A 24,583-nucleotide genomic window follows, 5' to 3' on the forward strand; every position below is an offset into this window, starting at 1 on the left:
TATACCCCTTCCGTTCTTCTGCACAGTTCTTCCGCTGAATACACTTGTTACAAAAGCTTTAAGGAGGAGGTCAGCCTCGTGCAGACGTTCTATACCGTGAGACCCGGCGACTCCGTGTCGGCCATCGCCAAAAGGTGGGAAGTGCCTGTCCCTGCGCTCATCGCGGCGAGCAACCTCTCATCTCCCTATACGATCTACCCCGGGCAGCAGCTCTCGGTTCCGTCCGGCGTAACAACCGTTCAGGTTAAATCTGGTGACTCCGTCTACTCCCTTGCCCAAATGTACGGCGTCCCTATGGCTGTTATTATAGAAGCCAATCGGCTGAGTCCGCCATACACAATCTATATTGATCAAATGCTGACCATCCCGCCGGGCGTCCCTTACTACGTGGTGCAGCCCGGAGATACATTATACGAATTGGCTGGCAGATACAATGTAGCAACGGGCGGCGTTCGAAGACCGGAGCTGATCCGCCAAGCGAACAAGCTGCCTTCTGACTTGATCAACATTGGCATGCGCCTTATTATCCCTTATGCTCCTCCGGGCGGAACCGGAAGGCTGGCCTATGTTTCAAACTTTGGCGGCGCATACGATGTCTGGCTATATGATCCAATGAGCGGTACATCCACAGCGGTTGGGAAACAGCAGGCCGATGCCCATTCCGTGCCCTATTGGTCGCCGGACAATCGCCGGATTGCTTTTATCGGAAAGCAAGGGGTTCTCTTCGTCCTGGACGTGCTGCAAGGCACCTTGATGCAGATCGATCAAATAGAGCCTTATACCACTCTCACTTGGTCCCCGGACAATACGCAGATCGGCTATACGAAGCAGGGTCGGATCGTTCTCTATGAGCTGGCAACCTTTTTCGCCAGAACGCTGCCTGTTTCCGGCGCCAAGCATGTGCAGTGGTTTCCCTTCGGCGATAAGCTGTTATTTGCGGCTCCGGATAACACGGGTGCAGATCAGCTTTATGAGATTCGTGCCGACGGAACCGGTCAGCGCCAAATTACGCACGATACGCTCAGTCCTAAGAATGATGTAAAGCTCTCCCCGAACGGCTTCTATGCCCTTTTCACCTCTCCCGGCGCAAGCATCTCCATCATTTATGTCGTGGAAATCAATACAGGGAACGTATTCGAGCTCACAGGAGGGCCATTAGCGAAAAATTATTACCCGGCCTGGGCGCCAAACAGCGCCATCATCGCGTACAGCGCAACCGATTTCGCCGAACGCAAAGGCTACTTCTCGACCATCCGAACCGAGCGTCCGCAAGGCGGGGACCAACAAATTCTGGCCGTCTCCGATTGCTTTGGGACTCCCGTTACCTGGTCCCCTGGCAGCGAAGCCATCGCCTACTTGTCCGGCTGCCGAGGAACGGGCCTTTCCAATGAGATTTGGATCGTCGATATCCGTCATCCCGCACCGATCCGCGTTATTTCCGGGACAGGCGCCATCACCTCCATACAATTGTCCCATGGACCCATTCCGATGGAAGCCTACGCCCAGTTCCGCAGCGATGTATACCGCGTCAGCTTCCCCTACCCCGCCGCGTGGCGCGCGGTGAGCGAGACTCGGTACGAGGGAGCCGACGGTTTCTTCCAAATCTCCGCCCTGGCCAGCGAGCTGCCGTTTCCAGAACTGTGCCGCACCGAAGCTTATCACCGCTTAATGCCATACGGCTCTTCGCCGCAGATCGTCCCGGGACGAGTGCAGAATCAGGAAGCCTGCTATATTTTCCCTTCCCCGGATCAAGCGCCGGAGTTTCGGCGGCAATCCGCACTCATCGCCGTATATCCGCAGCCTGTTGTGATTAACGGCAGCACCTATCCGTACTTCATCCTCTGGGCGGATCAGGATCATCTTCAAGTGATCGTGAATGGACTCCGGTTTCTTTGATGGGAAGAGTGTAACAGAGACCACAAGAGCCAACCGCGCTGCCATGACCGGATGCATAGTCAGCGGTTGAACGGAAGAAGAAAACAAACGCATGAGCAAAGAATACAAGACGAATCAGTTCCGACGCCCAAAAACCATGAATATGAATAGACTGCTATGGGTCTCTTGCGTTAATTTTCAAAAAAAACCGTCACTTCACAGTAAAGAAGTGGCGGTTTTTTTCTAATTACGGAGTATTCTGCTGTTCAGTCGATTCATATCCAACCACGACCGTCTCACATCCCCCTGACGATTTGTGCTGGCTAGCCCTGTGAAAATAAATCTGCTACAAGACTTTTACCCTCGAATGTTGTCGAGAGAACCATTAAGGGCAGCGAAAATCCGAATGGATTGCAAGCATCAAGGAATTTGGCCAGCGATTCGGTCGTTTCGGCCAACACCTTCATCAAAAAATTATACTCTCCGCTGATTCTGTAAAGTTCGATAACCTCAGGGGACGTTTCGCTGAAAGCAATGAAATCCTTGCAATTATTAGTTTTAAACAAAACGAATGCAATTGTATGCTTGCCTAGCTTATTCGGCGAAAGCTCCGCCCGATAACCCTTTATGACTCCTTGCTCCTCCAGCTTCCGAACTCTTTCCGTTACAGCCGGCTGCGACATTGCGATCATTCGGCTCAACTCGGAAATGGGGATTCGAGCGTTATGTCCCAGAAATGACAATATTTTATAATCAATCTGGTCCATAAATTAATCACCTCATTTTCCAAAAGTTATTGGCCATAAACAAATAAATAATTAATATTTTCAACCCAATACTCCTTAATAATCTTATGTAAATTATACGTTGTCTTTAATAAAATGTCATTAACAAAACGGTAAAGGAGTATGAGAAAATGACAATGAGATTAACCGACCCTATAGCGATAGGCGGGTTAAGATTAAAAAACCGGCTCATCATGGCGCCGTTGCAGCAGTACATGGGTACTCCCGAAGGTTTTGCCACGAACCATCATGTCCAATTTTACAGCCGAAGGGCGAGGCATGTAGCCTTGGTAATGGTGGAATCGACCGCCGTCTCCCCTAATGGCAGACTGTTTCACAACGACATCGGCATTTTTACCGATCACCATGTGGAGTCCTTGCGGAAAATAACGGACGCCGTTCATGCGCAGGATACTCCTATCTTCGTCCAGCTGTCGCATGGCGGAAGGAAATCTTCACCCGATGTAACGAAGCAGTTGGTCGCACCGAGTGCTATTGCTTTCGATGATCATTACGGGACCCCCGAATCGCTGTCTCTTGCCGGCATTGAGAGCGTCATCCAGGAATACCGTCTGGCGGCAAAACGGAGCGTACAAGCTGGATTTGATGGAATCGAGATTCATGCGGCGCACGGCTTTCTAATCCATCAATTTATTTCACCTTTGTCCAACAAGCGAACGGATGCCTATGGCCGCACCCCCGAAAACAGAGCACGAATTTTGAAAGACGTGCTCCTGGCGATTAGAGAAGAAGTGGGGAGGGATTATCCGGTTATCGTTCGCGTTTCTGCCACCGATTATAACGAAGCGGGGCTAACCCCTGAGGATTGGGCGCGAATGTTAAAGCCGCTTGAGTCCGAATTGGATGCTATCCATGTCTCTACAGGCGGGCTGCTCCCGATACAACCTAGTGATGTATATACTGCCTATCAGCTGCCTCATGCGGCTGCGATCAAACAACATTTCAATATTCCGGTCATTGCCGTCGGAAAGATTTACACCCGCAGTCTCGCAGACCGTATCCTCGAGGATCGATTAGCTGATATGATCGCCATCGGCCGCCCTATCTTGGAGGAACCGGATTATGCGAAACATTTGTTACTGCCTAAGGAGCACGCTAACGACGGTGTATTTTAATAATTAACTCCGCTTCGCCCGCAACGGCAGCTCCATAACGACGTACAACCAGCCGACCCTTAATAGGATCGGTTGGTTGTACGTTATGGAGCCAAGGGGGACCCTCCTCCAGACCTCGACGTCTTGTTATCGATACGTACTTTAAAGTGCGTACTACCTTAAATATTTTTGCCGCTGTAAACTTATAGAAATAAATTCTATGTACAAAAAAGGAGAAGTGAAAATGAAATATACCGGCCCCGTTTACCGTCCGCCTTTTGAAGCAAACTCCCTACTATTACAAGTGACTGTGGGATGCAGCCATAATGAGTGCAGCTTCTGCACCATGTATAGCGATGTTCCTTTTCATGTCGAAACGATGGAACAAATTGAACAAGATTTGCGGGAAGCGAGACTAATGTACCCTAGAGTAAACCGTATTTTTTTAGTCAATGCCGACCCTTTTGCTCTAAGTGCGGACCGCCTGAAATCCATTGCTGTTAAAATCAATGAAATCCTCCCCGAAGTTGAGACTATCGCGATGTATGCCTCCGTTAATAACATCATAAATAAAACAGATGAAGAGCTTAAAGAATTAAGAGCCTTAAAGATTAATGACCTCAATATTGGCCTGGAATCCGGGATGCCGGAGGTCGTGGAGCATTTTAACAAAGGCTTTACCGTGGATGATGCGAAAGTGCAGTTACAGCGTTTGACCGATGCCGGAATAGACTTCAGTGTTAATATTATCATCGGGGGAGCCGGCAGCGAGCAAACACGTGAAAATGCAATAGCAAACAGCAAACTGCTAAATGAAGTTAAACCGAAGCTGATCTTTATTGCCACTTTGCACGTGGATCCCGGCAGCCCGCTTGATGAAGAAGTAAATGAAGGGCTTTTTATAGAAAATACCTTGCGCCAAAATATTGAAGAGGAAATTGAAATGTTAAGCGGACTGGACTTAAATCATACGTATTTCTTTGGTCTCCATACCTCCAATGTAATCCCCGTTCACGGTATGCTGCCAGACAAGAAAGATGAACTGATTGCGGCACTAAAAGAAGGCTTGGACTCCATCGGGGTCGAATATTTAGACGGTCACCTGAAAAAAGGTGTGGAAGGAGCGGTTTCAATCCCTCGATAAAGGGTGGCGGAAGGAGATAGTTAATGAAAGAATTATCGTCAAAGATCGCAAACATCGAACCGGCTAAAATCAGAAAAATGTACGATATGGCACAAGGCTTGGACAATGTGATTAGTTTTGTCATAGGTGAACCTGAATTTGATACTCCACAGAATATTATAGACGCTGCAAAAAAAGCGATGGATCTCGGGCATACGCATTACACTCCCAATTCCGGTATTCTTCCTCTGCGTGAAGCGGTAAGCGCACATTTCAGAGATTTTGATAAAGTCAGTTACAATCCGCTTGATGAAATAATGATTACCGTTGGGGGAATGCAAGGGCTTTACCTGTCCCTGTTGGTCCTTACGAATCCCGGAGATGAGGTCATTGTAAGTGATCCGTGCTACACGAATTACTATGGAATGATCGAAATGAATCATGCCGTTCCGGTAACGGTTCCGGTGTACGAAGAAGAAGGGTTCAACTTTACGGAGAAAGGTTTAAGAGCAGCGCTAACCTCAAAATCCAAAGCCATCCTATTGAATACTCCATCCAATCCAACGGGAGCCGTGGCTGACCAGGCAACGATAGAAATGATCGCGCGGATAGCTGTTGAACATGATTTATATGTGATTTTTGACGAGGTGTACAAGCATCTTACCTATGATGATGAAGCTTTTTTCAATATCGCCCGCATTCCCGGCATGAAAGAACGAACCATAATCGTTGATTCCGTATCCAAATCCTACGCTATGACCGGGTGGAGAGTTGGATTCTGTCTGGGTCCGGAACCTGTCATCTCTCAAATGCAAAAAATCCAGGAATTTATGTTATCCTGCGTGAACACTCCGGCCCAATATGCAGCGATCGAAGCCCTGACGGGACCCCAAGACGCTCTTACATATATGAATGAGCAATATAAACAGCGCAGAAGAATTATGGTCGACCGGATTAACAGCATCGATACCTTGTCCTGCCTAATGCCCAAGGGCGCATTTTACGTATTCATGAATATCAAAGAAACGGGCCTGACCTCAGACGAATTTGCAATCCAGCTTCTCAAGGATCAGCATGTTGTTGTATCTCCTGGAGATTGCTTTGGAGCTATGGGCGAAGGTTATGTGAGACTGTCGTATGCCACCTCAGTGGAAAATATTAATGAAGGCTTCGATCGAATCGAGAAATTCGTGAAAAAGGTAAGCGAGCGAAGAGTTCCTGCCAAATAGCGGCCCCCAGGGGGCCCTATTCCAATTCCTTAATATCCTTAATTAGCATTTCAACATTCTCTTTTTTTGTAGCCCAACTGGTACAGAATCTCACAACACTGTGATTAGCATCGGCTTTTTCCCAGAAGGAAAAAGAATACTTTTCTCCCAATTTCATTAACACCTCATTCGGCAAAATGGGAAACTGTTGATTGGTTTTGGAATCATATCGTAATGAGAAGCCTTTTTCCACAAATGCCTCTCGAATCCTCATCGCCATTTCTACGGCATGACTGGAAATTTCATAGTATAAGCCATCTTCAAATAAGGTTTCAAACTGGATTCCGAGTAATCTCCCCTTAGCCAGTAATCCTCCCTTTTGCTTGATCAAATACCGAAAATCTTTTTTCAGCTCATCCTTTAGGATCACTGCTGCTTCCCCAAACAACGCACCGATTTTCGTTCCCCCGATGTAGAACACATCACAAAGCCTTGCAATATCCGCCAGGGATAAATCGCTGTCGTTTGAAGCCAGACCATAGCCTAACCTCGCGCCATCCATAAACAATGGCAACCCGCATTCCCGGCAGACTTCGCTTAATTCTTCCAATTCGGATTTACTGTAAGTCGTTCCGTTCTCAGTAGGGTGGGATATGTAAACCAAGCCAGGCTGCACCATATGCTCATGAGTGACATCATTCCAGTGGGCTTCATAACATTCTCTTACCTGTTTGGCTTGAATTTTTCCATCATCGCTCGGCAAAGTCAGCACTTTATGGCCAGTAGCTTCAATCGCTCCCGATTCATGAACCGCAATATGCCCCGTAATCGCAGCAACCGCGCCTTGATGCGGACGTAAAATGGAAGCGATAATCGTAGTATTCGTCTGCGTTCCGCCAACTAAAAAGTGCACATCCGCATTCTCGGCACCGCACGCTTTTCTGATATAGGCTCTGGCTTGTTCACAATGTTCGTCCGTACCATACCCGGGTGTCTGCTCTTCATTGGTTTCCACGATCCGTTTCAAAATACGCTCATGGGCGCCTTCTGTATAATCATTTTCAAATCGTATCATTCAAATTCCCTCCGCCTTTTCTAATTTCTTCTGAATCGTCAACATCGAAGTATGTAATTCTTTAATTTCTTTTTGGGATAAACGTTGCAGCAATCTCACGATTTGTTCATCAGATTTTTCATTCAGCTGGTTAAAAAGAGCGGTCCCTTCGGCTGTCAATCGAATCAGACTCGTTCTGCTGTCCAAGGCCGAATTTTCCTTAATAATCAGGCCATCTTTACTGAGCTTGGCTAGGATTCTGCTCATGTAGCTGCGATCAATATCCAGTTTTTCGACTAAATGGTTGGCGATACACTGTTCCAGGAAACCAATCTCTAAAATTACCCGCGCCTCCGTAAAAGAATATCCGGTATTCAATACGTGCTTATCCAATAAGCCGAGTATATTCGTATAAAACCGGTTAAATTGCCGTATATCAGCTACGATATTATCATCCAGATTCATTGCAGGCTCCCCGCTTTTTGTGGACTATGTCAACAAATAATTTAATCTATTTAGTGGACTATGTCAACTTTTTTAAAAAAATTAGCGAAGCCGCTGATCATTTCCAAGACAGTCTTAAAAACAGACCTGGAGCAGGCCGCCGTGGCGCCTGCTCCAGGTTTTTAGCTGATTTGTTCTACTAACCTGCCCGTTGAGTCACTACTGCACTTATTTGTGTATGTTCTTGTCCCTCGACAACGACTCCATCCATCGATTCAATCATGACGACACAAATTTAGTTCGAATGGCATAAATCGGTTTACAAATTAATATTCATTGGTAAGACTGGGTTCGGTATTCATACCATATTTTGGGAGGGTCCCGCATGACTCATATCAAATCGCTGATCCAAAACCAGGATGGCTGGAAATGGAGCATCAACCCGTCCATCCCTGCTTGTCTTCAACCCCTTGTCTCCAATCTTGACCATTGCCGGATATTGATGTACCAAAGCGTTGAAGGTTTGCCGGCTGAGTATGTTTGGAAACGTATCTCCCCCACAACCCTATCCATCGGAAACATTTTGATGCATGTATGCGGATCAGAGCACCAATGGATCGGAAACAAACTGGGGGGCATCACCTTGGAACGTGACCGGGACCTGGAAATGTCCGCAACACGCGGGAAGGATGTAGCGGAGCTCCTCCATGCATGGAGTATCGTTCAAGCCCAAAGTATAGACGTACTTAGCCAGTTCAACGAATCGGATCTAGACCGGCTGTTTACAGAAGACCGGTTGACCATCCCGTTTGTGCTGCATTATTGCGCGCAGCATCTTGCCTTTCATGCCGGACAGCTGGTTTTACTGCGAAAATGGTTCGAACCGTCCTTCCAGTTGTACAAGGACCACGTTTAATTGACAAGCTATTCTGTCCGCTATATAAGCTGAACTTGAATTTTTTACATCAGATATCAGTCGTAACTACGAGGAATGTTTGGACTTCCGGCCGCTGTTGTCCTCAGATTTCTTCATTAAAACCGCTATTCGCGGATGAAATCCGGTGACAAAGGCGATCGCTATCGCTCCTACAGTTCCAAACTTCCCCTTCGTTACTCCTTACCCTGATGCTATTTTTGCAAGTTCATCCTATATAGACGAGGAAAGGCTGCCGGTTCGTCACGCGGCAGCCTCATGATTTCCTAATTGCGCTAAAGTTTTAAAGATTATTAAATGCGAGGCGTTCTTTATTATGGATATCGCCAATCAGAGGTAGGCGGGACAGCATGTTCTGTAGGAATAAAGAGTCCCAAGGGAAATGTTCAGTGATACCTAAGCCGACTACTTCATATGATTTGGCTGCATCTTGTAATACTCGAATAATGGTTTCCATACTCGAACCTTGGGGAAACCTCTTCTTGTATTCCTCATACGTTCCGGGATAAGCAACCAAAAGGGAACGGAACTCTTTCATATCCAATACATCCAGGTCAAAATGAATCATAATTTTTGAAGGTTTTCGCTCTTCCAACCATTGGAGCACCCTAGAGCTATCCTGTTTAATTTCATCCGGACCGACACGAGCTAATTTCATATGACGCAAAGGTTCGGAGTTTAGAGGTTCCAACATATCATTCAATCCTACAAACAGCACTTGTTCAGGATTAAAAAAACGAGGGACCTCAGCAACAAATTCCCGATCACCTACCCCCAGCAAATTGGCAAGGACATGGGCGTGATGGTGTTCAAAATCTTCGGGGATGGAGACATCAGGGTGCGCATCAACCCATAACAACGCTGTATCACCATTATATTTTTCATTCAAATATGCAAAAGGAGCAAGTTCCACGCTGCAATCTCCTCCTAGAACGACAATACGCTCAGGGTTATGTTTGTGAATGAGTCCTTTGGCAGAACGAGCCTGTTGCAGTAAGGTGTTTCGGGCCACTATTCCATCTTCTTTTTCCAAGTTGGGATTTAGATCCACCGGTACTTCTTCAAAAGGACCATCTGACTTGGAGCAAGCCAGTTTAACAGCTGAGCCCCCAGCACGTATGGAGGATTGTTGCCTCCTTGCCACTGGGGAAAAAGCAAACGCAACGTTTGTTTATTGTGAATTCCGACCATAAGTAAGACCCTTTCCATACTATGAGTGAATTTTTACTTTATAAAATCAGCCATCAATTCATGGATGATTTCTTTACAGCTCTTTACTTCAGTAATTAGGTCTATCGCTGTGTTCACCGAAATGATTCCCTCATCAAGTTTTCCTAGCAGCATCCCGGGAAGAAGACCACCTTGCTCGCCTATTTTCTTTTCAATTTTGTGGGATGGCTCACCATTTCTATACATGGCCTCTAATTCACGAGCAAGTTTATGTGGCGTGGACCGTTGCAGAGACGACACTAGAAGCAGATCTGCAGCTTTAGAATGAATAATATCTTGTTTCGTGGCATCTGCAGCCGGGCATTCTTCGGATACAATGAAACGCGTTCCTACATAAACTCCTTCAGCTCCAAGAGCAAAAGCTGCTCTCACGCCGCGGATATCATTAATGCCGCCTGTAGCTAAAACCGGGATATTTACGGCATCTACGATCGTTGGAACGATGGAGAACGTGCCGATTCGATTCTGAGGGATCCATCCACCTTCATCATAGCCGGTCGCAATAATGATATCTGCACCATACCCCTCCGCCATTTTTGCACCTTCGACAGTAGGAGTCAATTCACGAAAAAGTAAAATACCGTTATGGTTCTTGATTTCTTCAATCATCGTTTTATTGACTTCACCAACAGCGACAAAATATTTAACGTCTTCTTCAAGGGCCACCTCGAAAGTGGTCTTTGAATATATATTCGAGTCTTCTTTTGGCATATATAGGTTTACAGCAAAAGGTTTATCGGTCAATTCTTTTATTTTGCGGATCTCATTACGAAGCCTTTCACCAACTTCAGTTGGACCACCAGATGGAGCCACATTGTAACCGCCATGGGGACCTAAAACACCCATTCCTCCTGCATTGGATACGGCTGCGACCATTTTTGCGTCTGTAATCCAAGACATTGCTGCTTGCACAATCGGATATTTTATACCAAGTATACTTGTGATCCTGTTGTTGTTTTCCATAACATTCACCCTTCTTATCTGTTTCAAATGGATTGTAGAATTTTTACATTCAATATTCAGCAGGACCGCTTAATAGAATGCGTGCTACTGGTTGTGCTTCATACTTTCAAATGCAATAATAAACTCTATAGTTACTATATAGTCAAGACGATAAATTTACTTAAAAGGAGTAAGAGCGTGACATATTTATCTATAAGTGAGATGGCAAAGTTTAATAATGTATCCATTCAAACTCTTCGTTTTTATGATAAAGTCGACATTTTTAAACCAGAATATGTTAATCCTGATAACCGGTATCGTTATTATAGTGTGAAGCAAATTTGTGACCTAGACATAATTAAGTACTTAAAGCACATTGGTGTGTCTCTTGAAGAAATCCGCCGCATAATAAAACTGCCGCCTGAGTCCATGTGTGAGTTCTTGGATAAACAGGAGCTCATTATAGACGAGCAAATCCAAAAACTAAAGAATACTAAAAAGCTGCTTGCTCACCACAAAAACCAGCTCCAAGAGCAAACGCGTCTACTCGATCAGGAACTTGGTGTCGTCTATACCCGCAAAATAGATGAACGATCCGTGTTAAAAGTAGATTGCAAAAACATAGTGACTCCACTTGATCAACATAATTTAAATTTCAGAGGACTCGCTATAGCACTTGAAAAAGAAGGAACTGCCATGGCTCCTTTATGTGGCTGCGTTTATCCTTTAAAAGATTATGATTCGACAGAAAAGATACATTACAGTAGTCTTTATACTTCTACTTCTAAAACGGATTTAACTTCCTTACCATTAGATGTTTATGTTGATTCGATTCCAGAAGGTACGTATATGTGCATCGCCTTTAAGTGGTCTAAAACAGAATATTACGATCATTTTTGCAAATTAAAAAAAGCCTACGATTTATTAGGCTCTTCAAACGAAAATAATGTATACGAAGTTTCACTTCCAAATAATTATGCTTCTGCAAACGATGAAGACTTTATTACCGAACTCCAAATACAAATAAAAGTTTAGATAGTTTGAGACGCGCTCAAAAAAAATGAATGAATATATTTTTATATCATGTTAGCATTCGAAATGTATTGAATCTGAACAGAGAAAGGAACAAGAAACCATGAATATTAAAGTCGAAACTCTTCCAAATTATCGCATCGCCTATGTGCGGCAAGTTGGTCCCTATGGTCCTGCTAATACTCAAGCCATGGAAAAATTAAAAAAATGGGCGGCGGAGAAAAATCTGCTTACTGAATCAGCAATAATTCTCGGCATTCCACAAGATAACCCTGAAATAACACTTCCTGAACACTGTAGATATGATGTATGTATCGTCATTTCAAAAGATTATCCGATGGATGATTCTATTCCCGTAAGTGAACTTCCCGGGGGAAAATATGTTGTTTTCAAAGTCAAACATACAGCGGAGGATATTCAAAAAGCATGGGCGGAATTTTTTCCAGCCTTACAAAATAGCGGGTATCAAATGGACAACAAACCGATTATGGAAAGATACGCGGGTGACATGATTAACCATCATTTTTGCGAAATATGTGTTCCTGTAAAACCGTTATAGTCATTGGAGGACGTATCGAGAAAAAACCTGATTTGAACACTCCCCTCCCTACGCTGATGCTTAGACAAATGAGATTCTTGGTTACGGACAGACAAGTCTTCTATGGCAATCATGTCGTGGTTTTTGACATAGTAAAGTGGTCCCGAAATATATTTCATCTCAGGGACCATCTAAGGTGCGCTTCACTAACTATAATGTCACTGAATACAATCTCATGAGAAAATAAAGTATTAGACGCTCATGCCGCTGACGCGGCACCATCAGAGGATGAAATAAAGTTATTTTGCTTATTTCAGCGCCTCCACAATGCGGGCATCCAGTGTCATCGTTGTAAACCAGTTCGGATATAGCGGAGTCGGGCGCGTCAATTGATCCAGTGCCGCGAGCTGTTCCGCCGACAAATTCAGCTCGACGGTGCGCAAATTATCTTCCAATTGGGGGATTTTGCTCGAGCCTACTAGCACGCTGCTGACTTGAGGTTGGGCAAGCAGCCAAGCGAGCGAAACTTGTGCCGGCGTTACGTCATGTTCCTGAGCAATATCTCGAATCGAATCCAGAACTGTAAAGCCCCACTCCTTGTCATGCGGGAGAAAATCGAAGCCGCTCAGCCGATTATTCGGATCGTTCAGATTGTCTCGGGTATATTTGCCACTTAAGAAACCGCCGGCCAAGGGGCTCCAAACCGTCAGCCCGACGCCGTTGTTTTTCATGAATGGTATCGTATCGTGCTCAATATCACGGCCGACTAAAGAATAGTACATTTGTCCGTTAATAAAAGTAGCCCACCCGCGTTCACGCTGCATCTGAATGGCTTGAGCGGCCATCCATGCCGGCCAATTGGAATAGCCGATGTAGCGAACCTTGCCCTGCCGGACCAGATCGTTAAGTGCCTCAAGCGTTTCTTCGAGAGGGGTAAACGGATCGGTTTTGTGGACGATGTACAAGTCGATATAATCGGTGTTTAACCGGGCTAAGCTCGCCTCGCACGCGTCGAACAAGTGTTTACGGGATAACCCGGTTTGCAAAAGACCGGGACCGACACGATTGCCGGCTTTGGTAGCGATGATCGTTTCTTTCCGGCGCGTGCCGAGCAGCCTTCCCAGCATTTCTTCGCTTTGTCCGTCCGCATAAGCGTCCGCCGTGTCGAAGAAATTGATCCCGGCGGCGAGTGCCCGGTCCACCAGCTCCTGCGCCTGATCTTGCCCTACTTTATACACGCTCGGAATGTTCCCTGAGCCGAATGTCATTGCCCCGAACGCCAGCTTCGATACGATAAGTCCGGAATTTCCCAATCGCACATATTTCATTTTTCTCAGCCTCCAAGACGGATTGTTTGTTTTCTTGACCTAAGTGTATCGCATGGCAGCTCCTTTTTTCTTGAATAAAAAAATCAGGATATTGGATAAAATGCTCATTCCGGGACGTGCAGCATATTGCTCAACCTCTAAAAATTGGGATACACTTATAAAAACAGCCGATGAGCGACTTGCACTTTGTTTAGATGAAGGGAGGCTTAAGCTCCGTGCCTGATTCACCTGTAGTGACCAGCGACGCCCTGGGTTGGTCCGAGTTAAAATTCTCAGGCTGGGAAGGCGTTTCACCGCAAGCAGCATACGAACCGGCTTTGTCCGACCACCTGATTGTGATCCATACGACTCCCGAGCCGGTACGGGTGTTCGAGCGGGCGGACGGATATAGCGGAGAAGGGATAGCGATACCGGGCGACATCAATCTATTCTCTGCGGGGGATACGTCGTTCTGCAGGTGGGAAGGTGCTCTTTCCTTTCTGCGCCTGGATTTGTCGCCGGCGTTAACCGATAAAGTCGCGGCTGAGCTGGAACTCCCTCTCGGCGGCGGTAGCGCCATCGATTTCGGCAGACATATACGGTTGAACGACGACCGTGTTTGGCAGGTAGCGCAGTGGCTGTCCGAAGATTTGAGGAACGGCGGGCCGGGCGGCAGACTCTATGCCGATTCGCTCATCCGGATGCTGTCCGTTCATTTGCTTCATCGTTATGGCATGGCTTCCGGACGGAAGTCCGCTTTACCGCGGCGGATGGCGCGGAAGCAGTTGGATGGCGCCTTGCAATTCATTCATGCGTTTCTCGAGCAGGACATCTCCTTGGACGATATTGCGGCTGCGGCGCATGTCAGCTCGTCTCATCTGGTTCGTCTCTTCAAAGAAGCTACAGGACTCCCCCCTCACCAATATGTCATTCAAGAAAGAATTCGCAAAGCGCAGAAGCTGCTGAGCGAAGGGCAGGCCGTGACTGAAGTAGCGGCCATGCTCGGTTTCAACGATCAGAGCCATTTGCACCGCCATTTCAAGCGCTTTGTTGGCGTCACCCCGCGCGAGTTTGTACAAAGTATCCGATAATTGCGGTGTTCAATCGTAAATAACGATGTGAATCAAGATGGACGTTCTCCCCCTGTGGGAGGGATTGGCCAACGCTTAAGGCAAATGTTGACTGGAAGCCTATCATCAACCTGCTAAGGAAGCTCTTCTTAACTCTCAGAATCATGCCACTTACGCTACAAGCTAGTCATCATAATTCAAAATTTTTGAACTATGATGACCCCTCCAATAACCAAAAGCGCTCCAAATAATCGGGGAATGTTTAATGTATGCGCATTTGCACCAATTAAACCAAAGTGATCAATTACAATGGAGGCTACTACTTGCCCTGCCAAAATATATCCAACTGTGGCAGCCGCGCCTATTCTAGGCATAAGTATAGTAGTTGCTAACACATAGGAAGCGCCTAATAATCCCCCTGTCCACATCCACCAAGGTGCTTCAAACCATTCTTTCTTAATAGAAATTCCTTTTCCAAATAACGATACGATTATTAAAGCCGCAGCTCCAACCGTAAATGAAATGGCAGAAGCTATAATAGGTGAGCCTACTACGGTTCTCAATTGCGCATTAACACTAAATTGGGTGGGGAGAGCCATGCCTGCCAATACTGCAAATATCATTAATATAATAGCCATACAAATCTCCTTTAAAAAAATTTATGTATCATGCTTAATTAAACAATAATTATTCTGACTGGTCAATATGTCATATTATCATAAAAAGGAGTTGGGCAGGTTTATTATTCCGCTCAACTCCCTCTTTCTTTCTGATTACTATGCTTTCTTGCAGCTGAACCCTAATCAATCGCTAATTCGATTGGTTAGATAACCTAGTATGGTTTGATAACAGGTATCACGATAAAATTGATGCAATTCAATGCTTTCATCATCTCTCATTAACCACTGTATTAACGAACCGTCAATCATTGCACGTATGGCAGCGGCAGCCTGATCTACATCAACCACCGAAAAAACGCCCTCTTGGTTGCCTAATAATACGATCTCTCTACCTAGAGACCAGCAGTTTTCATAAAATTTTAGGTTAATCTCACGTAAGCGGGTATTTCGGCTCGCCCTTGAAAGGAAATCAAGATAAACTCTAAAAAATCGTTTATTCGCTTTTGGACTGGTAAAGGCGTCGTTTACGTAGGCTTTCAATTTATTGACAGCTGAAGTTTCTTTTTCAATAGCTTCATGTTCATTTTGATAAATTTTCTCCGTCAGCCACTCAAAAAGGTGATAGAACACATCATCCTTATTTTCAAAGTAATAATTGGTTACTCCTTTGCTTACATCAGCATAATCGGCAATATCCTGTAAAGTAACGGCATCATATCCCTTATCCGCAATAGCGTTAAGAGTTGCCCTCAATATCTGGTTTTTTCGTTGTTCCGCAACACGTCCCATCACATCGTACTCCTCAATTTATTATTCCCATCAGAGTTTAATGGTTTTGTCCGCATAATCTATAACAAATCATTAATATGATACCCAATTTATATTGCCCGGTCAAACTTGCATTATCCAGCAGGTACGGAGTTCGGTGAATTTCGGCTCGCCCACAATCTGTCCATGAATATGACTGTTTTATTGCTTTTTTCTCTAATTGTTGCAGTTACTTTGGTGATTACCTATATCGCGTCCAAGAAAAATAAAACAACGAGTGAGTTCTATACAGCCGGGGGCGGGCTAACAGGTTGGCAGAACGGCTTTGCTATTGCTGGAGATTATATGTCCGCAGGCGCTTTCCTGGGAGTTACAGGCATGATTTCTTTAAATGGTTTCGACGGTTTTTTCTACCCAATAGGGTTTTTGGTCGGATTTCTTGTCGTCATCTATTTCGTTGCGGAACCTTTCCGCAATTTAGGGAAATATACTGTAGCCGACATGATTGCCTCCCGATTTAAGAGTACAAAAATTCGCGGCATTGTTGCTCTTAACGCCATTACCATCTCTATTTTTTACATGATCGCTCAGTTGGTTGGAGCTGGAGCTCTTTTTAAAATGCTCTTGGGTTTGGACTATACTACCTCCGTCATCCTTGTAGGTATTTTAATGACTGTGTATGTCTTATTCGGCGGAATGACAGCCACTAGTTGGGTTCAAATCATAAAAGCCGTACTCCTGTTAGGGACAACAATAGTCCTATCCTTGATGGTATTTGCCAAATTCGATTTAGTATCATTAAAATGTTTGAATATATGAAAACCGCTACCTCTCTCGGAGAAAAATTCTTAAATCCCGGTGTGAAATACAAAAATGGGCTCGATACCTTATCTTTGAGTCTCGCTCTTGTATTAGGCACAGCCGGCCTCCCTCACATCCTGATTCGATTTTTAACAGTAAGAGATGCAGCAACGGCGAGGAAGTCGATCATTTATGCAACCTGGCTGATTGGATTATTCTTTGTCTTAACGATATTTTTAGGATTTGGCGCAACTACCTTTGTTGGTTACGACAATATATTAACCGCTAATGCCGCAGGAAATATGGCAGCACCGTTACTTGCGTAAATTCTTGGAGGAGATCTATTCTTCGCTTTTGTTTCTGCCGTCGCTTTCAGCTGATTCCATAGTAACTCTAATTAGCCGGCTCCAGTATGATGCTCTCTAGCAGCGCCGCAAGGATGTATTCGATAAGTTCAACATATTTGTCCCTTGGGATCAAGGAGAAGGAATTAGGCGATTAATGCCCAGAACAGCCGCCCTCGCTGGGATCAGACAGCTTTAGATTACCAAGGCCGTAGTCCTGAACGTAAGAGCTTAAGCGCTCTAATATTAGTCGCAGGGCAGCCAGATTTATTGAATGACAGCGAATTGACGGGATAACCTCCGGTACATGGTCGGGGACATTCCTTTTTTGGCGTTAAACTGTTTGATCAAATAGGTGTCATACTCAAATCCAGTCGCCTGCGCAATGTCACTCAGACTCATATCCGTATGCGTCAGCAACTCGCTTGCAACCTTCAAGCGATGCGATTGCAAATAACTAATCGCTGTTTTCCCGCACCTATCCTGAAACAGCTTATTCAGCGTCATACGGTTCAAATGGGCACAGACCGTCAAATCCTCCAGCGAAATTTTTCTCGCGTAGTTCGTGTGAATATAATCCAGTACCGCCTCTACGGGCGAGTGCTCCCGGCTTTGATTCAGCTCCTCCAGCAGCCCCATAATTTGAATGAGGTACTTTTTGATCCGGCATACCCAGAGGTCGTCGCTTTGCGCCTGCACCTCGGTGCCCATAATAAAGAACCATTCAAATAATAACGGATACGCTTTTTCGCTTATGCGAGGCACGCCATGATGCGTATATCCGCGCTCAAACAGCGATAGACCAGTTTGTATTCTGGGAGCTGCAGGAAAATGCGCCTCAGTTTCGGTCAGCCTGATCGTGTTCAGAAACTCGGCATGAAAGCTAAAGGACTGGGCGGATACATCATTCTTTTCCATTACCTGCATCTGATCATCCTCGGTCAGACAAAGGATGCCAGGAGCGCTAATGGTTATGGGCCTCTGGTTCAACATCCCCTTCAAGCTGCCGGATGTAATAAACACCAGTGTAGACCGTTCGGGATAGGGTAGAAGCTTAAGCTCCTCCACTGCAACAAATTCGATATTCACGATACGCTTCTTGTGCCGATCCCATTGCGGCATCTTCATCACCTATCAAATAGTATAGTTAATTGCTGCACATATACCAGTGTAACATACACACCTCAAGGATATAATATCGTTGTGAACCAGCTAAGAAGGGGGATTGCCTCATGACAGTTGAACGCTTTCGCATTCATGTCTCCGATAATATTCTTGACGATCTGAAAGAACGGCTCCATCGCGTCCGCTGGCCTGATCAATTAGAAGGCTCAGAATGGGAGCTAGGAACAGATTTATATGAATTGCAATCACTTGTCTCCTATTGGAGAGATCAGTACGATTGGCGCGCGCAGGAAGCCGAGTTGAACCGCTTTTCCCAGTATCGCTGCACGATTGACGGCATTGACGTGCATTTCGTCCATGAGCGCGGCAAAGGGCCAAACCCTATCCCTATTATTCTTACCCATGGATGGCCAGATAGTTATCTTCGTTATCACAAAATCATTCCACTGCTGACGGATCCGGCGAGTTACGGCGGTCGTCCGGAGGACGCATTTGATGTCATTGTCCCTTCGCTTCCGGGCTTTGGCTTCTCCGGCCGTCCAACCCAGCCTGGCTTCAACAATTTGACCGTTTCCGAAATGTGGGCAAAGCTCATGACATCCGTATTAGGCTACAGCCGCTTTGTCGCTGCAGGCGGGGATGTTGGCTCGGGGGTTACCCGCTATCTGGCTGCCAATCATCCAGAGCTTCTATACGGCATCCATTTAACGGATGTTGGCATTATTAGAGATCTCTTGTCTGCTCATAATGAGGATGCGCTTACGGAAGAAGAACGGCAGTATAAAATCAGTGCTTCCAGATGGATTGCGCAGGAGGGAGGCTATATGTCGCTTCAGTCGACGAAGCCTCAGACGCTTGCTTATGGACTTTCAGATTCTCCTGCAGGCTTGGCCGGCTGGATTCTCGAGAAATTTCGCGCATGGAGCGACTGTAAGGATAACCTTCTACAGAAGTTTAGCGAGGATGATCTGCTGACTGCGATTATGATCTATTGGGTGACGAACACGATTGGATCGTCCACGCGCATCTATTATGAGAATTCCCATACGCTGCCGCCGCTAGGACGAATAGAGGTCCCTGCCGGCATCGCCATTTTCCCTGCAGATATCGCGCTTCCGCCTAAGTCATGGATCATGCGCAATCTGAATGTGACTCGCTGGACGGAAATGCCTTCCGGCGGCCATTTCACGGCGATGGAAGAGCCTGAGCGGATGGCCGATGACATTCGCGGGTTTTGCAGGCCCTTCAGGGCGGAAAACAACTAATAACACGTCTTTCTATTTAACGGCGGGGCTGCTGCATCCCACGCATTTCTGAGGAGCAGCCCTACTTGATTTACATTGCGTTTATTTTGAACGCTGAATTTCGCGTATGGTTGCAGCAATTCCTTCCTCTAATGGTTTAGCCGCAATATGAGGAAACGCTTCCTCTTTCAGCCTCTTTCCCATTCTCGTCATCTCTCCCTTGTCTCCAGTTTAAATTATTGGGTGGGAGGACTCCAGTTTAATTAGGGAGCCTAAGAGTTTTCCTAGGGCCTGTACGCAAACTGTACAACTCGTAGAAATCTAGTAAAATAAGGAACATGAGACGAAGATACGAGTTAACGGATGAAGAATGGAATATACTTGAACCCCTGTTGCCCCCGGCCCGAAAAAAACAAGGAGGACGTCCGCCTAAGGATCGGCGCCAGATGCTCAATGCGGTGCTCTGGGTAGCTCGAACGGGAGCGCCATGGCGAGATTTACCGGGTTATTATGGCCCTTGGTCTTCCGCCTACAGTTTTTTCTGGCGATTGCAGAAAGCAAACCTTTGGGATGAAATATTGAAGCATGTCGCCATCGAACCGGATTGGGAGCAAGTGATGGTCGATGCCACCATCGTCCGCGTCCATCAACATGGAGCGGGCGCAAAAGGGGGCAGGACCGGCAGGCCATCGGGCGTTCGAGCGGAGGATTAACCACTAAAATTCATGCGATGGTGGACGCGCTCGGCTATCCGCTGCGTTTCGAATTGACGCCAGGACAAGACCACGATTCGGTCACCGGCTATCGACTTCTTCATGAATTGGACTTCTGCCCGGGCGAAGTGTTGGCTGATCGCGCCTACGATACGAACGCCATTCTGGAGCTTTTGCAAAGCCGAGCGATCACTCCGGTGATCCCAAGCAAACGCAATCGGCGGGTAAAGCGTCCGTTAGATTCTGAAGCGTATAAAGAGCGACACTTAATCGAATGCTTTTTCAACAAAGTGAAAAACTATCGAAGACTGGCGACCCGCTATGAAAAAACAGCGAATATGTTCATCGCTTTTTTGACGTTGCTTTCCATTCGTTTATGGCTCAAATAGGTTTGCGTACAGGCCCTAGTCTACAACTATATTTTTCAGTCTACTACTTTATTTTCTTTGAATAATATCTTGCACTGCCGTATCATGACAACAAAACTTTCTTACATTAATGACTCACATTAATCACGATGATATTAATTAGCCCAACATATTATTTAGTTTTTGTTGTACGGGAATTCCATTCCTGTAACGACTGATTTAAACAAGAAGGACTGCCGGCAAATTTCTCCGACAGTCTTTCTCTTCCTTATAAAGTAGTATGCTTCTCTTCATATTCGCTGGACAATTCCTTGAGCGATTTGATTTTACCATGGGGATGCTGTTCTTGCTTTCGTGACTTCCAGGCAGCTTCGTTCCTTCTCTTCTGGTGAGCCATAAAAGATATCCTCCTCTGGAAACTGAGATGTATACTACTTCCTTATGTTGTCATTCCTGGGCTCCGTTCATTCATATAATTAATTCGTGTGAACAGAAATGGATAGATTATCACAATTATTTCTTTGTATAAGACATGGGGTTTTGGTATGGCTGTGTGATATCACTGTCCTTTTTTCCGCTCCCTTTCCTCCCCATACCGTCTATCCCCCCAAGCATTTCGCCAAGAGGCTCCCAGCTAGGAAGGTTCGCCCGATTCCAAACACTCTGTTTTGGGTACATCATCAGGCTTCTCGGATCATTCATTTTGTTTTCGTAGACTCACCTTGCATTCAATCTGGATAATAATTATCTACTCTGAAATTCTACTCGTTATTCGTATGTGTGAGAAAGCAGAACTTTGGATTTCAAAATTGATAATCATTGGGTGTCATCTTCTGGAGCGTCATCAATCTTATAGCTGAATTTGTTTTTACTTCATTCAAAAAATAAAGCCGTCCATAATGCAGGACGGCCCATGTTATCAAAATTGTAGTTTTAGTTATAGAACAAATCTTTATTGTAATGAATCAATAGGATCGTTCCAGATCCACAATTAGTAAAATCTATATTTCCATTAGTGTTTTAAAAACTCCTATATTACCTCAATAAATGGAAGATAGCATGACCAACAACTCTCAATTTTCTCCAACACGGTTAAAATAAAACCGATCCAACAAAGTGACTTTTAATAAGTGAGATTAATTATCTTCGTCAAATAACCAATTTAGGTCAAATTTCTTAATTCTTTAAGCGTTTCAGCTAATGGTTTGGCCTTTCCTGCTCAATTTCACTAAGCCTACCTTGAGAAATCCCTATTTTTTCTGCAAAAGCAATTTGGTTTAAATTGTATTTTAAGCGAACTGCTTTCACCTTATCTCCAATGGTTTCCATCAATTTCACCCCATTATAAAAAAATGAGCCGTCCTGCAAATTCAGGACAGCTCATGATGTCTGCATTTTGGTTCCAGACTTTTTTTACTGGTTCCACACTTTTTTATCACCAGACAGTTACACACTTTAAAGCTCAGTTACAAGCTTTATTTATTAGTTACATTATTTATTTTCCAGTTACAAAGTATATTTAACGAATTCAACAACTGTAATTAATCCCTTTCCCTTACTCCACCGTCACACTCTTCGCCAGGTTTCTTGGCTTATCGACATCATGGCCGAGGGCCAGGGAGGCGTAGTAAGCCAGCAATTGGAGGACGACCACGGACAGGGCCGGAGTCAGCATCGGCAAGGTCTTCGGAATGGCAAAGGCCTGGTCGACGGATTTTAGTAGGTCGGTGACATGCTCTTCATGCGTGATCGCCAGCACGTCAGCGCCGCGGGCTTTCACTTCCTTGATATTGCTGACGGTCTTCTCCAGAACGGATTCCTGGGTCGCCACAGCGATAACCGGAACGCCTTCCTCGATCAATGCCAGCGTTCCGTGCTTTAATTCACCTGCCGCATAGGCTTCGGAATGAATGTAAGAGATCTCTTTAAGCTTGAGCGAGCCTTCCTGGGCAACTGCGTAGTCCACACCGCGGCCAAGGTAGAACAAGTGATCATGCTTCGCGATTTGCTCGGCATATGCTTTGATGGCGTCTTTCTTCTCCAGGATGGCTTCCACCTGCTCCGGCAATGACTGCATAGCCGCCAAAATGTGCGCTATTTCCGCTTCGGACTGCGTACCGCGCACTTCAGCCAGGTACAGAGCTAACAAGCCGAAGGCGATAATCTGTGAAGTGTACGCTTTAGTTGAAGCTACAGCGATTTCCGGTCCCGCCAGGGTTACGAGCACATCATCCGCTTCGCGGGCAATGGAGCTGCCGACTACGTTCGTTATCGCAAGCACATGAGCGCCATTAGCGTGACCTTCGCGCAGGGCTGCCAGCGTATCCGCCGTTTCACCCGATTGGCTGACTACGATAACCAGCGTCTCCGGCGATACGATCGGGGAACGATAACGGTATTCCGATGCGATATCATTCTCAACCGGAATGCGGACCAGTGATTCGATCAGATTTCGTCCGACGAGTCCGGCGTTATACGCGGTGCCGCAGGCTACGATCTGAATGTTCTTGATGTTCTTGATTTGCTCATTTGTAAGCTTCAGCTCCGGCAGAATCACCTTGGTTCCTTCGGGGCTCATACGGCCGAGCATTGTATCGCGGTAAGCCTTCGGCTGTTCATAAATTTCTTTCAGCATGAAATGCTCAAATCCGCCTTTTTCCGCGGTTACGGCATCCCAATCGACAGTAATCATTTCCCGAGAAATAAAATTCCCCTCGATGGTCATCAATTCGACAGCATCTCTTGTAAGTACGGCCATTTCGCCGTCGTTCAAAATATATACGTTACGGGTGTATTCTAGCAGAGCCGGAATATCGGACCCGATAAAGTTCTCTCCTTCGCCAAGACCGATAATGAGCGGGCTTGCCTGACGTACAGCAACCAGTTTATCCGGTTCGTATTCGGTCAGAACTCCCAGCGCAAACGCGCCGCGCATGAATTTGATCGCTTTTTGCACAGCTTTGACGATATCGCCTTCATACTCGCGCGCGATGAGGTGTGAAATGACCTCAGTGTCGGTTTCGGAAGAAAACTGGCATCCTCCGGCCATCAGTTCCTCTTTCAGTTCCAGATAATTCTCGACAATGCCGTTATGAACGACCGAGAATTTATGGCTCTCATCCGTATGCGGATGGGAATTGGCATCCGACGGCTTGCCGTGCGTCGCCCAACGAGTATGACCGATGCCGGCGCTGCCGACAAGCGGAGAATCCTCCAGTTTAGACTCCAGGTTTGCCAAACGGCCAAGTGCCTTCACGATTTGCAGACCGTCTTTGGTGAACACAGCAATGCCTGCTGAATCATACCCCCGGTACTCCAGCTTTTTCAAGCCCTCGACCAAGATTCCCTGAGAATTCTGATTGCCGATATATCCCACGATACCACACATAAATAATTTCCTCCGTCCATTGGATTATAATTTAGGCGGCATGAGGAAAGAAACGTGCTTGTGCGGCATGCTTGAGAAAAAGCAAATATTCTGTTGTCCGATTCTCAACAAAATAACCTGTCACATTGACTTATTTCAGGAAATGCACAGTCTTTTCCTCTGCCACGAGCAGATTTGTTCCGTTCCTTATTAGATGCACACCCATGAATAAGTTCTTTTTGAGTTGCGCCCACAAAGACGTTGTCTGAACGGTTGCCCTGTTCGATTTCCGTTTCTGTTTACGGCTCTGGCGCTTCACCGGGAGGTCCCCGCCGAACATTTCGAACACCTCCACCTCGTCAGCTTGAGTTTGCCGTGATCGGGATCAGCTCTGGCCTATATAGGCGTAAATAACTGTTCCTTCTCCCCCACGCAGGTTCAAGCTCTGGCGCTTATAATGCGTAACCTCACGACCCCCGCTTTCCTTCTTGAATAATGAATATAGTCTATTATATGCAGGCTAATGCACTTTTGCAAATGAATTAACCAATCAGCCATAATGAAGATTCCGATGAA

The 24,583-nt window shown here is 45.9% G+C and carries 21 protein-coding genes and 2 pseudogenes; 11 read left to right on the forward strand and 12 right to left on the reverse strand.

The genetic code is table 11. The features are described from left to right. Positions 1-78: 78 nt before the first annotated feature. Positions 79-1,896, forward strand: a complete 1,818-nt coding sequence (locus VK70_RS19425) for a LysM peptidoglycan-binding domain-containing protein (RefSeq protein ID WP_025699395.1) — start codon at positions 79-81, stop codon at positions 1,894-1,896. Positions 1,897-2,198: 302 nt separating this feature from the next. On the opposite strand, the gene VK70_RS19430 is transcribed toward VK70_RS19425, so the two are convergent. Continuing rightward, complete coding sequence (locus tag VK70_RS19430; protein ID WP_036642603.1) at positions 2,199-2,642, reverse strand: Lrp/AsnC family transcriptional regulator; 444 nt, start codon at positions 2,640-2,642, stop codon at positions 2,199-2,201. Positions 2,643-2,791: 149 nt separating this feature from the next. Between VK70_RS19430 and VK70_RS19435 the strand changes: the two genes are divergently transcribed. From VK70_RS19435 to VK70_RS19445, 3 genes are all read left to right on the forward strand, one after another. Beyond that, positions 2,792-3,796 (forward strand): oxidoreductase, encoded by a 1,005-nt coding sequence (locus VK70_RS19435; RefSeq protein ID WP_025699393.1) that lies wholly within the window; start codon positions 2,792-2,794, stop codon positions 3,794-3,796. 223 nt (positions 3,797-4,019) lie between these two features. Then, complete coding sequence (locus tag VK70_RS19440; protein WP_025699391.1) at positions 4,020-4,919, forward strand: radical SAM protein; 900 nt, start codon at positions 4,020-4,022, stop codon at positions 4,917-4,919. A 23-nt stretch (positions 4,920-4,942) separates the two neighbouring features. Next, positions 4,943-6,127, forward strand: a complete 1,185-nt coding sequence (locus VK70_RS19445) for a pyridoxal phosphate-dependent aminotransferase (protein WP_025699389.1) — start codon at positions 4,943-4,945, stop codon at positions 6,125-6,127. 16 nt (positions 6,128-6,143) lie between these two features. Here the strand turns inward: VK70_RS19445 and VK70_RS19450 are convergent, their stop codons facing one another. Beyond that, positions 6,144-7,181: a threonine aldolase family protein gene (locus VK70_RS19450; protein WP_025699387.1), complete on the reverse strand. Its 1,038-nt coding sequence runs from the start codon at positions 7,179-7,181 to the stop codon at positions 6,144-6,146. Then, positions 7,182-7,625 (reverse strand): MarR family winged helix-turn-helix transcriptional regulator, encoded by a 444-nt coding sequence (locus VK70_RS19455; RefSeq protein WP_036642600.1) that lies wholly within the window; start codon positions 7,623-7,625, stop codon positions 7,182-7,184. A gap of 364 nt (positions 7,626-7,989) precedes the next feature. On the opposite strand from VK70_RS19455, the gene VK70_RS19460 reads away from it, so the two are divergent. Beyond that, positions 7,990-8,520: a DinB family protein gene (locus VK70_RS19460; RefSeq protein ID WP_025699382.1), complete on the forward strand. Its 531-nt coding sequence runs from the start codon at positions 7,990-7,992 to the stop codon at positions 8,518-8,520. 301 nt (positions 8,521-8,821) lie between these two features. Here VK70_RS19460 and VK70_RS19465 read toward each other — a convergent pair whose 3' ends face one another. Beyond that, a complete protein-coding gene (locus VK70_RS19465; protein ID WP_233277713.1) occupies positions 8,822-9,571 on the reverse strand; it encodes an arginase family protein in 750 nt (249 codons plus the stop codon). A gap of 191 nt (positions 9,572-9,762) precedes the next feature. Next, positions 9,763-10,731 carry an NAD(P)H-dependent flavin oxidoreductase gene (locus tag VK70_RS19470; protein ID WP_025700651.1) on the reverse strand — a complete coding sequence of 323 codons (969 nt, stop codon included), beginning with the start codon at positions 10,729-10,731 and terminating at the stop codon, positions 9,763-9,765. Positions 10,732-10,908: 177 nt separating this feature from the next. Between VK70_RS19470 and VK70_RS19475 the strand changes: the two genes are divergently transcribed. Further along, positions 10,909-11,745: a MerR family transcriptional regulator gene (locus VK70_RS19475; protein WP_025700649.1), complete on the forward strand. Its 837-nt coding sequence runs from the start codon at positions 10,909-10,911 to the stop codon at positions 11,743-11,745. A 100-nt stretch (positions 11,746-11,845) separates the two neighbouring features. Then, entirely contained in the window at positions 11,846-12,301 is a 456-nt protein-coding gene (locus tag VK70_RS19480) for an AraC family transcriptional regulator (RefSeq protein WP_025700646.1), read from the forward strand. A 287-nt stretch (positions 12,302-12,588) separates the two neighbouring features. On the opposite strand, the gene VK70_RS19485 is transcribed toward VK70_RS19480, so the two are convergent. After that, positions 12,589-13,608, reverse strand: coding sequence for an aldo/keto reductase (locus tag VK70_RS19485; RefSeq protein ID WP_025700644.1), 1,020 nt, complete (start codon positions 13,606-13,608; stop codon positions 12,589-12,591). 215 nt (positions 13,609-13,823) lie between these two features. Between VK70_RS19485 and VK70_RS19490 the strand changes: the two genes are divergently transcribed. Beyond that, complete coding sequence (locus VK70_RS19490; RefSeq protein ID WP_025700643.1) at positions 13,824-14,678, forward strand: helix-turn-helix transcriptional regulator; 855 nt, start codon at positions 13,824-13,826, stop codon at positions 14,676-14,678. A gap of 176 nt (positions 14,679-14,854) precedes the next feature. Here VK70_RS19490 and VK70_RS19495 read toward each other — a convergent pair whose 3' ends face one another. Together VK70_RS19495 and VK70_RS19500 are read right to left on the reverse strand one after the other, a co-directional pair. Continuing rightward, the gene (locus VK70_RS19495; RefSeq protein WP_025700642.1) at positions 14,855-15,295 is read right to left on the reverse strand and encodes a DMT family transporter; all 441 of its coding nucleotides are present in this window, start codon (positions 15,293-15,295) and stop codon (positions 14,855-14,857) included. A gap of 165 nt (positions 15,296-15,460) precedes the next feature. After that, positions 15,461-16,066 carry a TetR/AcrR family transcriptional regulator gene (locus VK70_RS19500; protein ID WP_025700641.1) on the reverse strand — a complete coding sequence of 202 codons (606 nt, stop codon included), beginning with the start codon at positions 16,064-16,066 and terminating at the stop codon, positions 15,461-15,463. Between the two features lie 165 nt (positions 16,067-16,231). On the opposite strand from VK70_RS19500, the pseudogene VK70_RS19505 reads away from it, so the two are divergent. Beyond that, positions 16,232-17,169 (forward strand): annotated as a pseudogene (locus VK70_RS19505) (solute symporter family protein); the annotation flags it as partial. A 288-nt stretch (positions 17,170-17,457) separates the two neighbouring features. On the opposite strand, the gene VK70_RS19510 reads toward VK70_RS19505, so the two are convergent. Then, positions 17,458-18,312, reverse strand: coding sequence for an AraC family transcriptional regulator (locus VK70_RS19510; protein ID WP_025700639.1), 855 nt, complete (start codon positions 18,310-18,312; stop codon positions 17,458-17,460). A 110-nt stretch (positions 18,313-18,422) separates the two neighbouring features. On the opposite strand from VK70_RS19510, the gene VK70_RS19515 reads away from it, so the two are divergent. Both VK70_RS19515 and VK70_RS28005 read left to right on the forward strand, forming a co-directional pair. Then, on the forward strand, positions 18,423-19,580 hold the full coding sequence (locus tag VK70_RS19515) for an epoxide hydrolase family protein (RefSeq protein ID WP_025700637.1): 1,158 nt from the start codon (positions 18,423-18,425) through the stop codon (positions 19,578-19,580). A 317-nt stretch (positions 19,581-19,897) separates the two neighbouring features. After that, positions 19,898-20,661: pseudogene (locus tag VK70_RS28005) on the forward strand (IS5 family transposase). A 247-nt stretch (positions 20,662-20,908) separates the two neighbouring features. Here the strand turns inward: VK70_RS28005 and VK70_RS29030 are convergent. The 3 genes from VK70_RS29030 to glmS form a co-directional block, all read right to left on the reverse strand. After that, a complete protein-coding gene (locus VK70_RS29030; protein WP_233277714.1) occupies positions 20,909-21,037 on the reverse strand; it encodes a DUF6254 family protein in 129 nt (42 codons plus the stop codon). 800 nt (positions 21,038-21,837) lie between these two features. Next, positions 21,838-21,969 (reverse strand): helix-turn-helix domain-containing protein, encoded by a 132-nt coding sequence (locus VK70_RS27400; RefSeq protein ID WP_081754850.1) that lies wholly within the window; start codon positions 21,967-21,969, stop codon positions 21,838-21,840. A 226-nt stretch (positions 21,970-22,195) separates the two neighbouring features. Beyond that, positions 22,196-24,028 carry a glutamine--fructose-6-phosphate transaminase (isomerizing) gene (gene glmS, locus VK70_RS19535; protein ID WP_025695670.1) on the reverse strand — a complete coding sequence of 611 codons (1,833 nt, stop codon included), beginning with the start codon at positions 24,026-24,028 and terminating at the stop codon, positions 22,196-22,198. Positions 24,029-24,583 lie beyond the last annotated feature (555 nt).

Origin of the sequence: Paenibacillus durus ATCC 35681 (genome assembly GCF_000993825.1) — a bacterium.
Classification (GTDB): domain Bacteria; phylum Bacillota; class Bacilli; order Paenibacillales; family Paenibacillaceae; genus Paenibacillus_AQ; species Paenibacillus_AQ durus_B.

What these genes read in the sequence shown, in the direction of transcription:
- VK70_RS29030 (WP_233277714.1), bottom strand. Translation starts at nt 21,037, where the DNA reads ATGGCTCACCAGAAGAGAAGGAACGAAGCTGCCTGGAAGTCACGAAAG.
- VK70_RS19480 (WP_025700646.1), top strand. Translation starts at nt 11,846, where the DNA reads ATGAATATTAAAGTCGAAACTCTTCCAAATTATCGCATCGCCTATGTG.
- VK70_RS19455 (WP_036642600.1), bottom strand. Translation starts at nt 7,625, where the DNA reads ATGAATCTGGATGATAATATCGTAGCTGATATACGGCAATTTAACCGG.
- VK70_RS19515 (WP_025700637.1), top strand. Translation starts at nt 18,423, where the DNA reads ATGACAGTTGAACGCTTTCGCATTCATGTCTCCGATAATATTCTTGAC.
- VK70_RS19435 (WP_025699393.1), top strand. Translation starts at nt 2,792, where the DNA reads ATGACAATGAGATTAACCGACCCTATAGCGATAGGCGGGTTAAGATTA.
- VK70_RS19510 (WP_025700639.1), bottom strand. Translation starts at nt 18,312, where the DNA reads ATGCCGCAATGGGATCGGCACAAGAAGCGTATCGTGAATATCGAATTT.
- VK70_RS19445 (WP_025699389.1), top strand. Translation starts at nt 4,943, where the DNA reads ATGAAAGAATTATCGTCAAAGATCGCAAACATCGAACCGGCTAAAATC.
- VK70_RS19460 (WP_025699382.1), top strand. Translation starts at nt 7,990, where the DNA reads ATGACTCATATCAAATCGCTGATCCAAAACCAGGATGGCTGGAAATGG.
- glmS (WP_025695670.1), bottom strand. Translation starts at nt 24,028, where the DNA reads ATGTGTGGTATCGTGGGATATATCGGCAATCAGAATTCTCAGGGAATC.
- VK70_RS19470 (WP_025700651.1), bottom strand. Translation starts at nt 10,731, where the DNA reads ATGGAAAACAACAACAGGATCACAAGTATACTTGGTATAAAATATCCG.
- VK70_RS19450 (WP_025699387.1), bottom strand. Translation starts at nt 7,181, where the DNA reads ATGATACGATTTGAAAATGATTATACAGAAGGCGCCCATGAGCGTATT.
- VK70_RS19430 (WP_036642603.1), bottom strand. Translation starts at nt 2,642, where the DNA reads ATGGACCAGATTGATTATAAAATATTGTCATTTCTGGGACATAACGCT.
- VK70_RS19440 (WP_025699391.1), top strand. Translation starts at nt 4,020, where the DNA reads ATGAAATATACCGGCCCCGTTTACCGTCCGCCTTTTGAAGCAAACTCC.
- VK70_RS19485 (WP_025700644.1), bottom strand. Translation starts at nt 13,608, where the DNA reads ATGAAATATGTGCGATTGGGAAATTCCGGACTTATCGTATCGAAGCTG.
- VK70_RS19500 (WP_025700641.1), bottom strand. Translation starts at nt 16,066, where the DNA reads ATGGGACGTGTTGCGGAACAACGAAAAAACCAGATATTGAGGGCAACT.
- VK70_RS27400 (WP_081754850.1), bottom strand. Translation starts at nt 21,969, where the DNA reads ATGGAAACCATTGGAGATAAGGTGAAAGCAGTTCGCTTAAAATACAAT.
- VK70_RS19495 (WP_025700642.1), bottom strand. Translation starts at nt 15,295, where the DNA reads ATGGCTATTATATTAATGATATTTGCAGTATTGGCAGGCATGGCTCTC.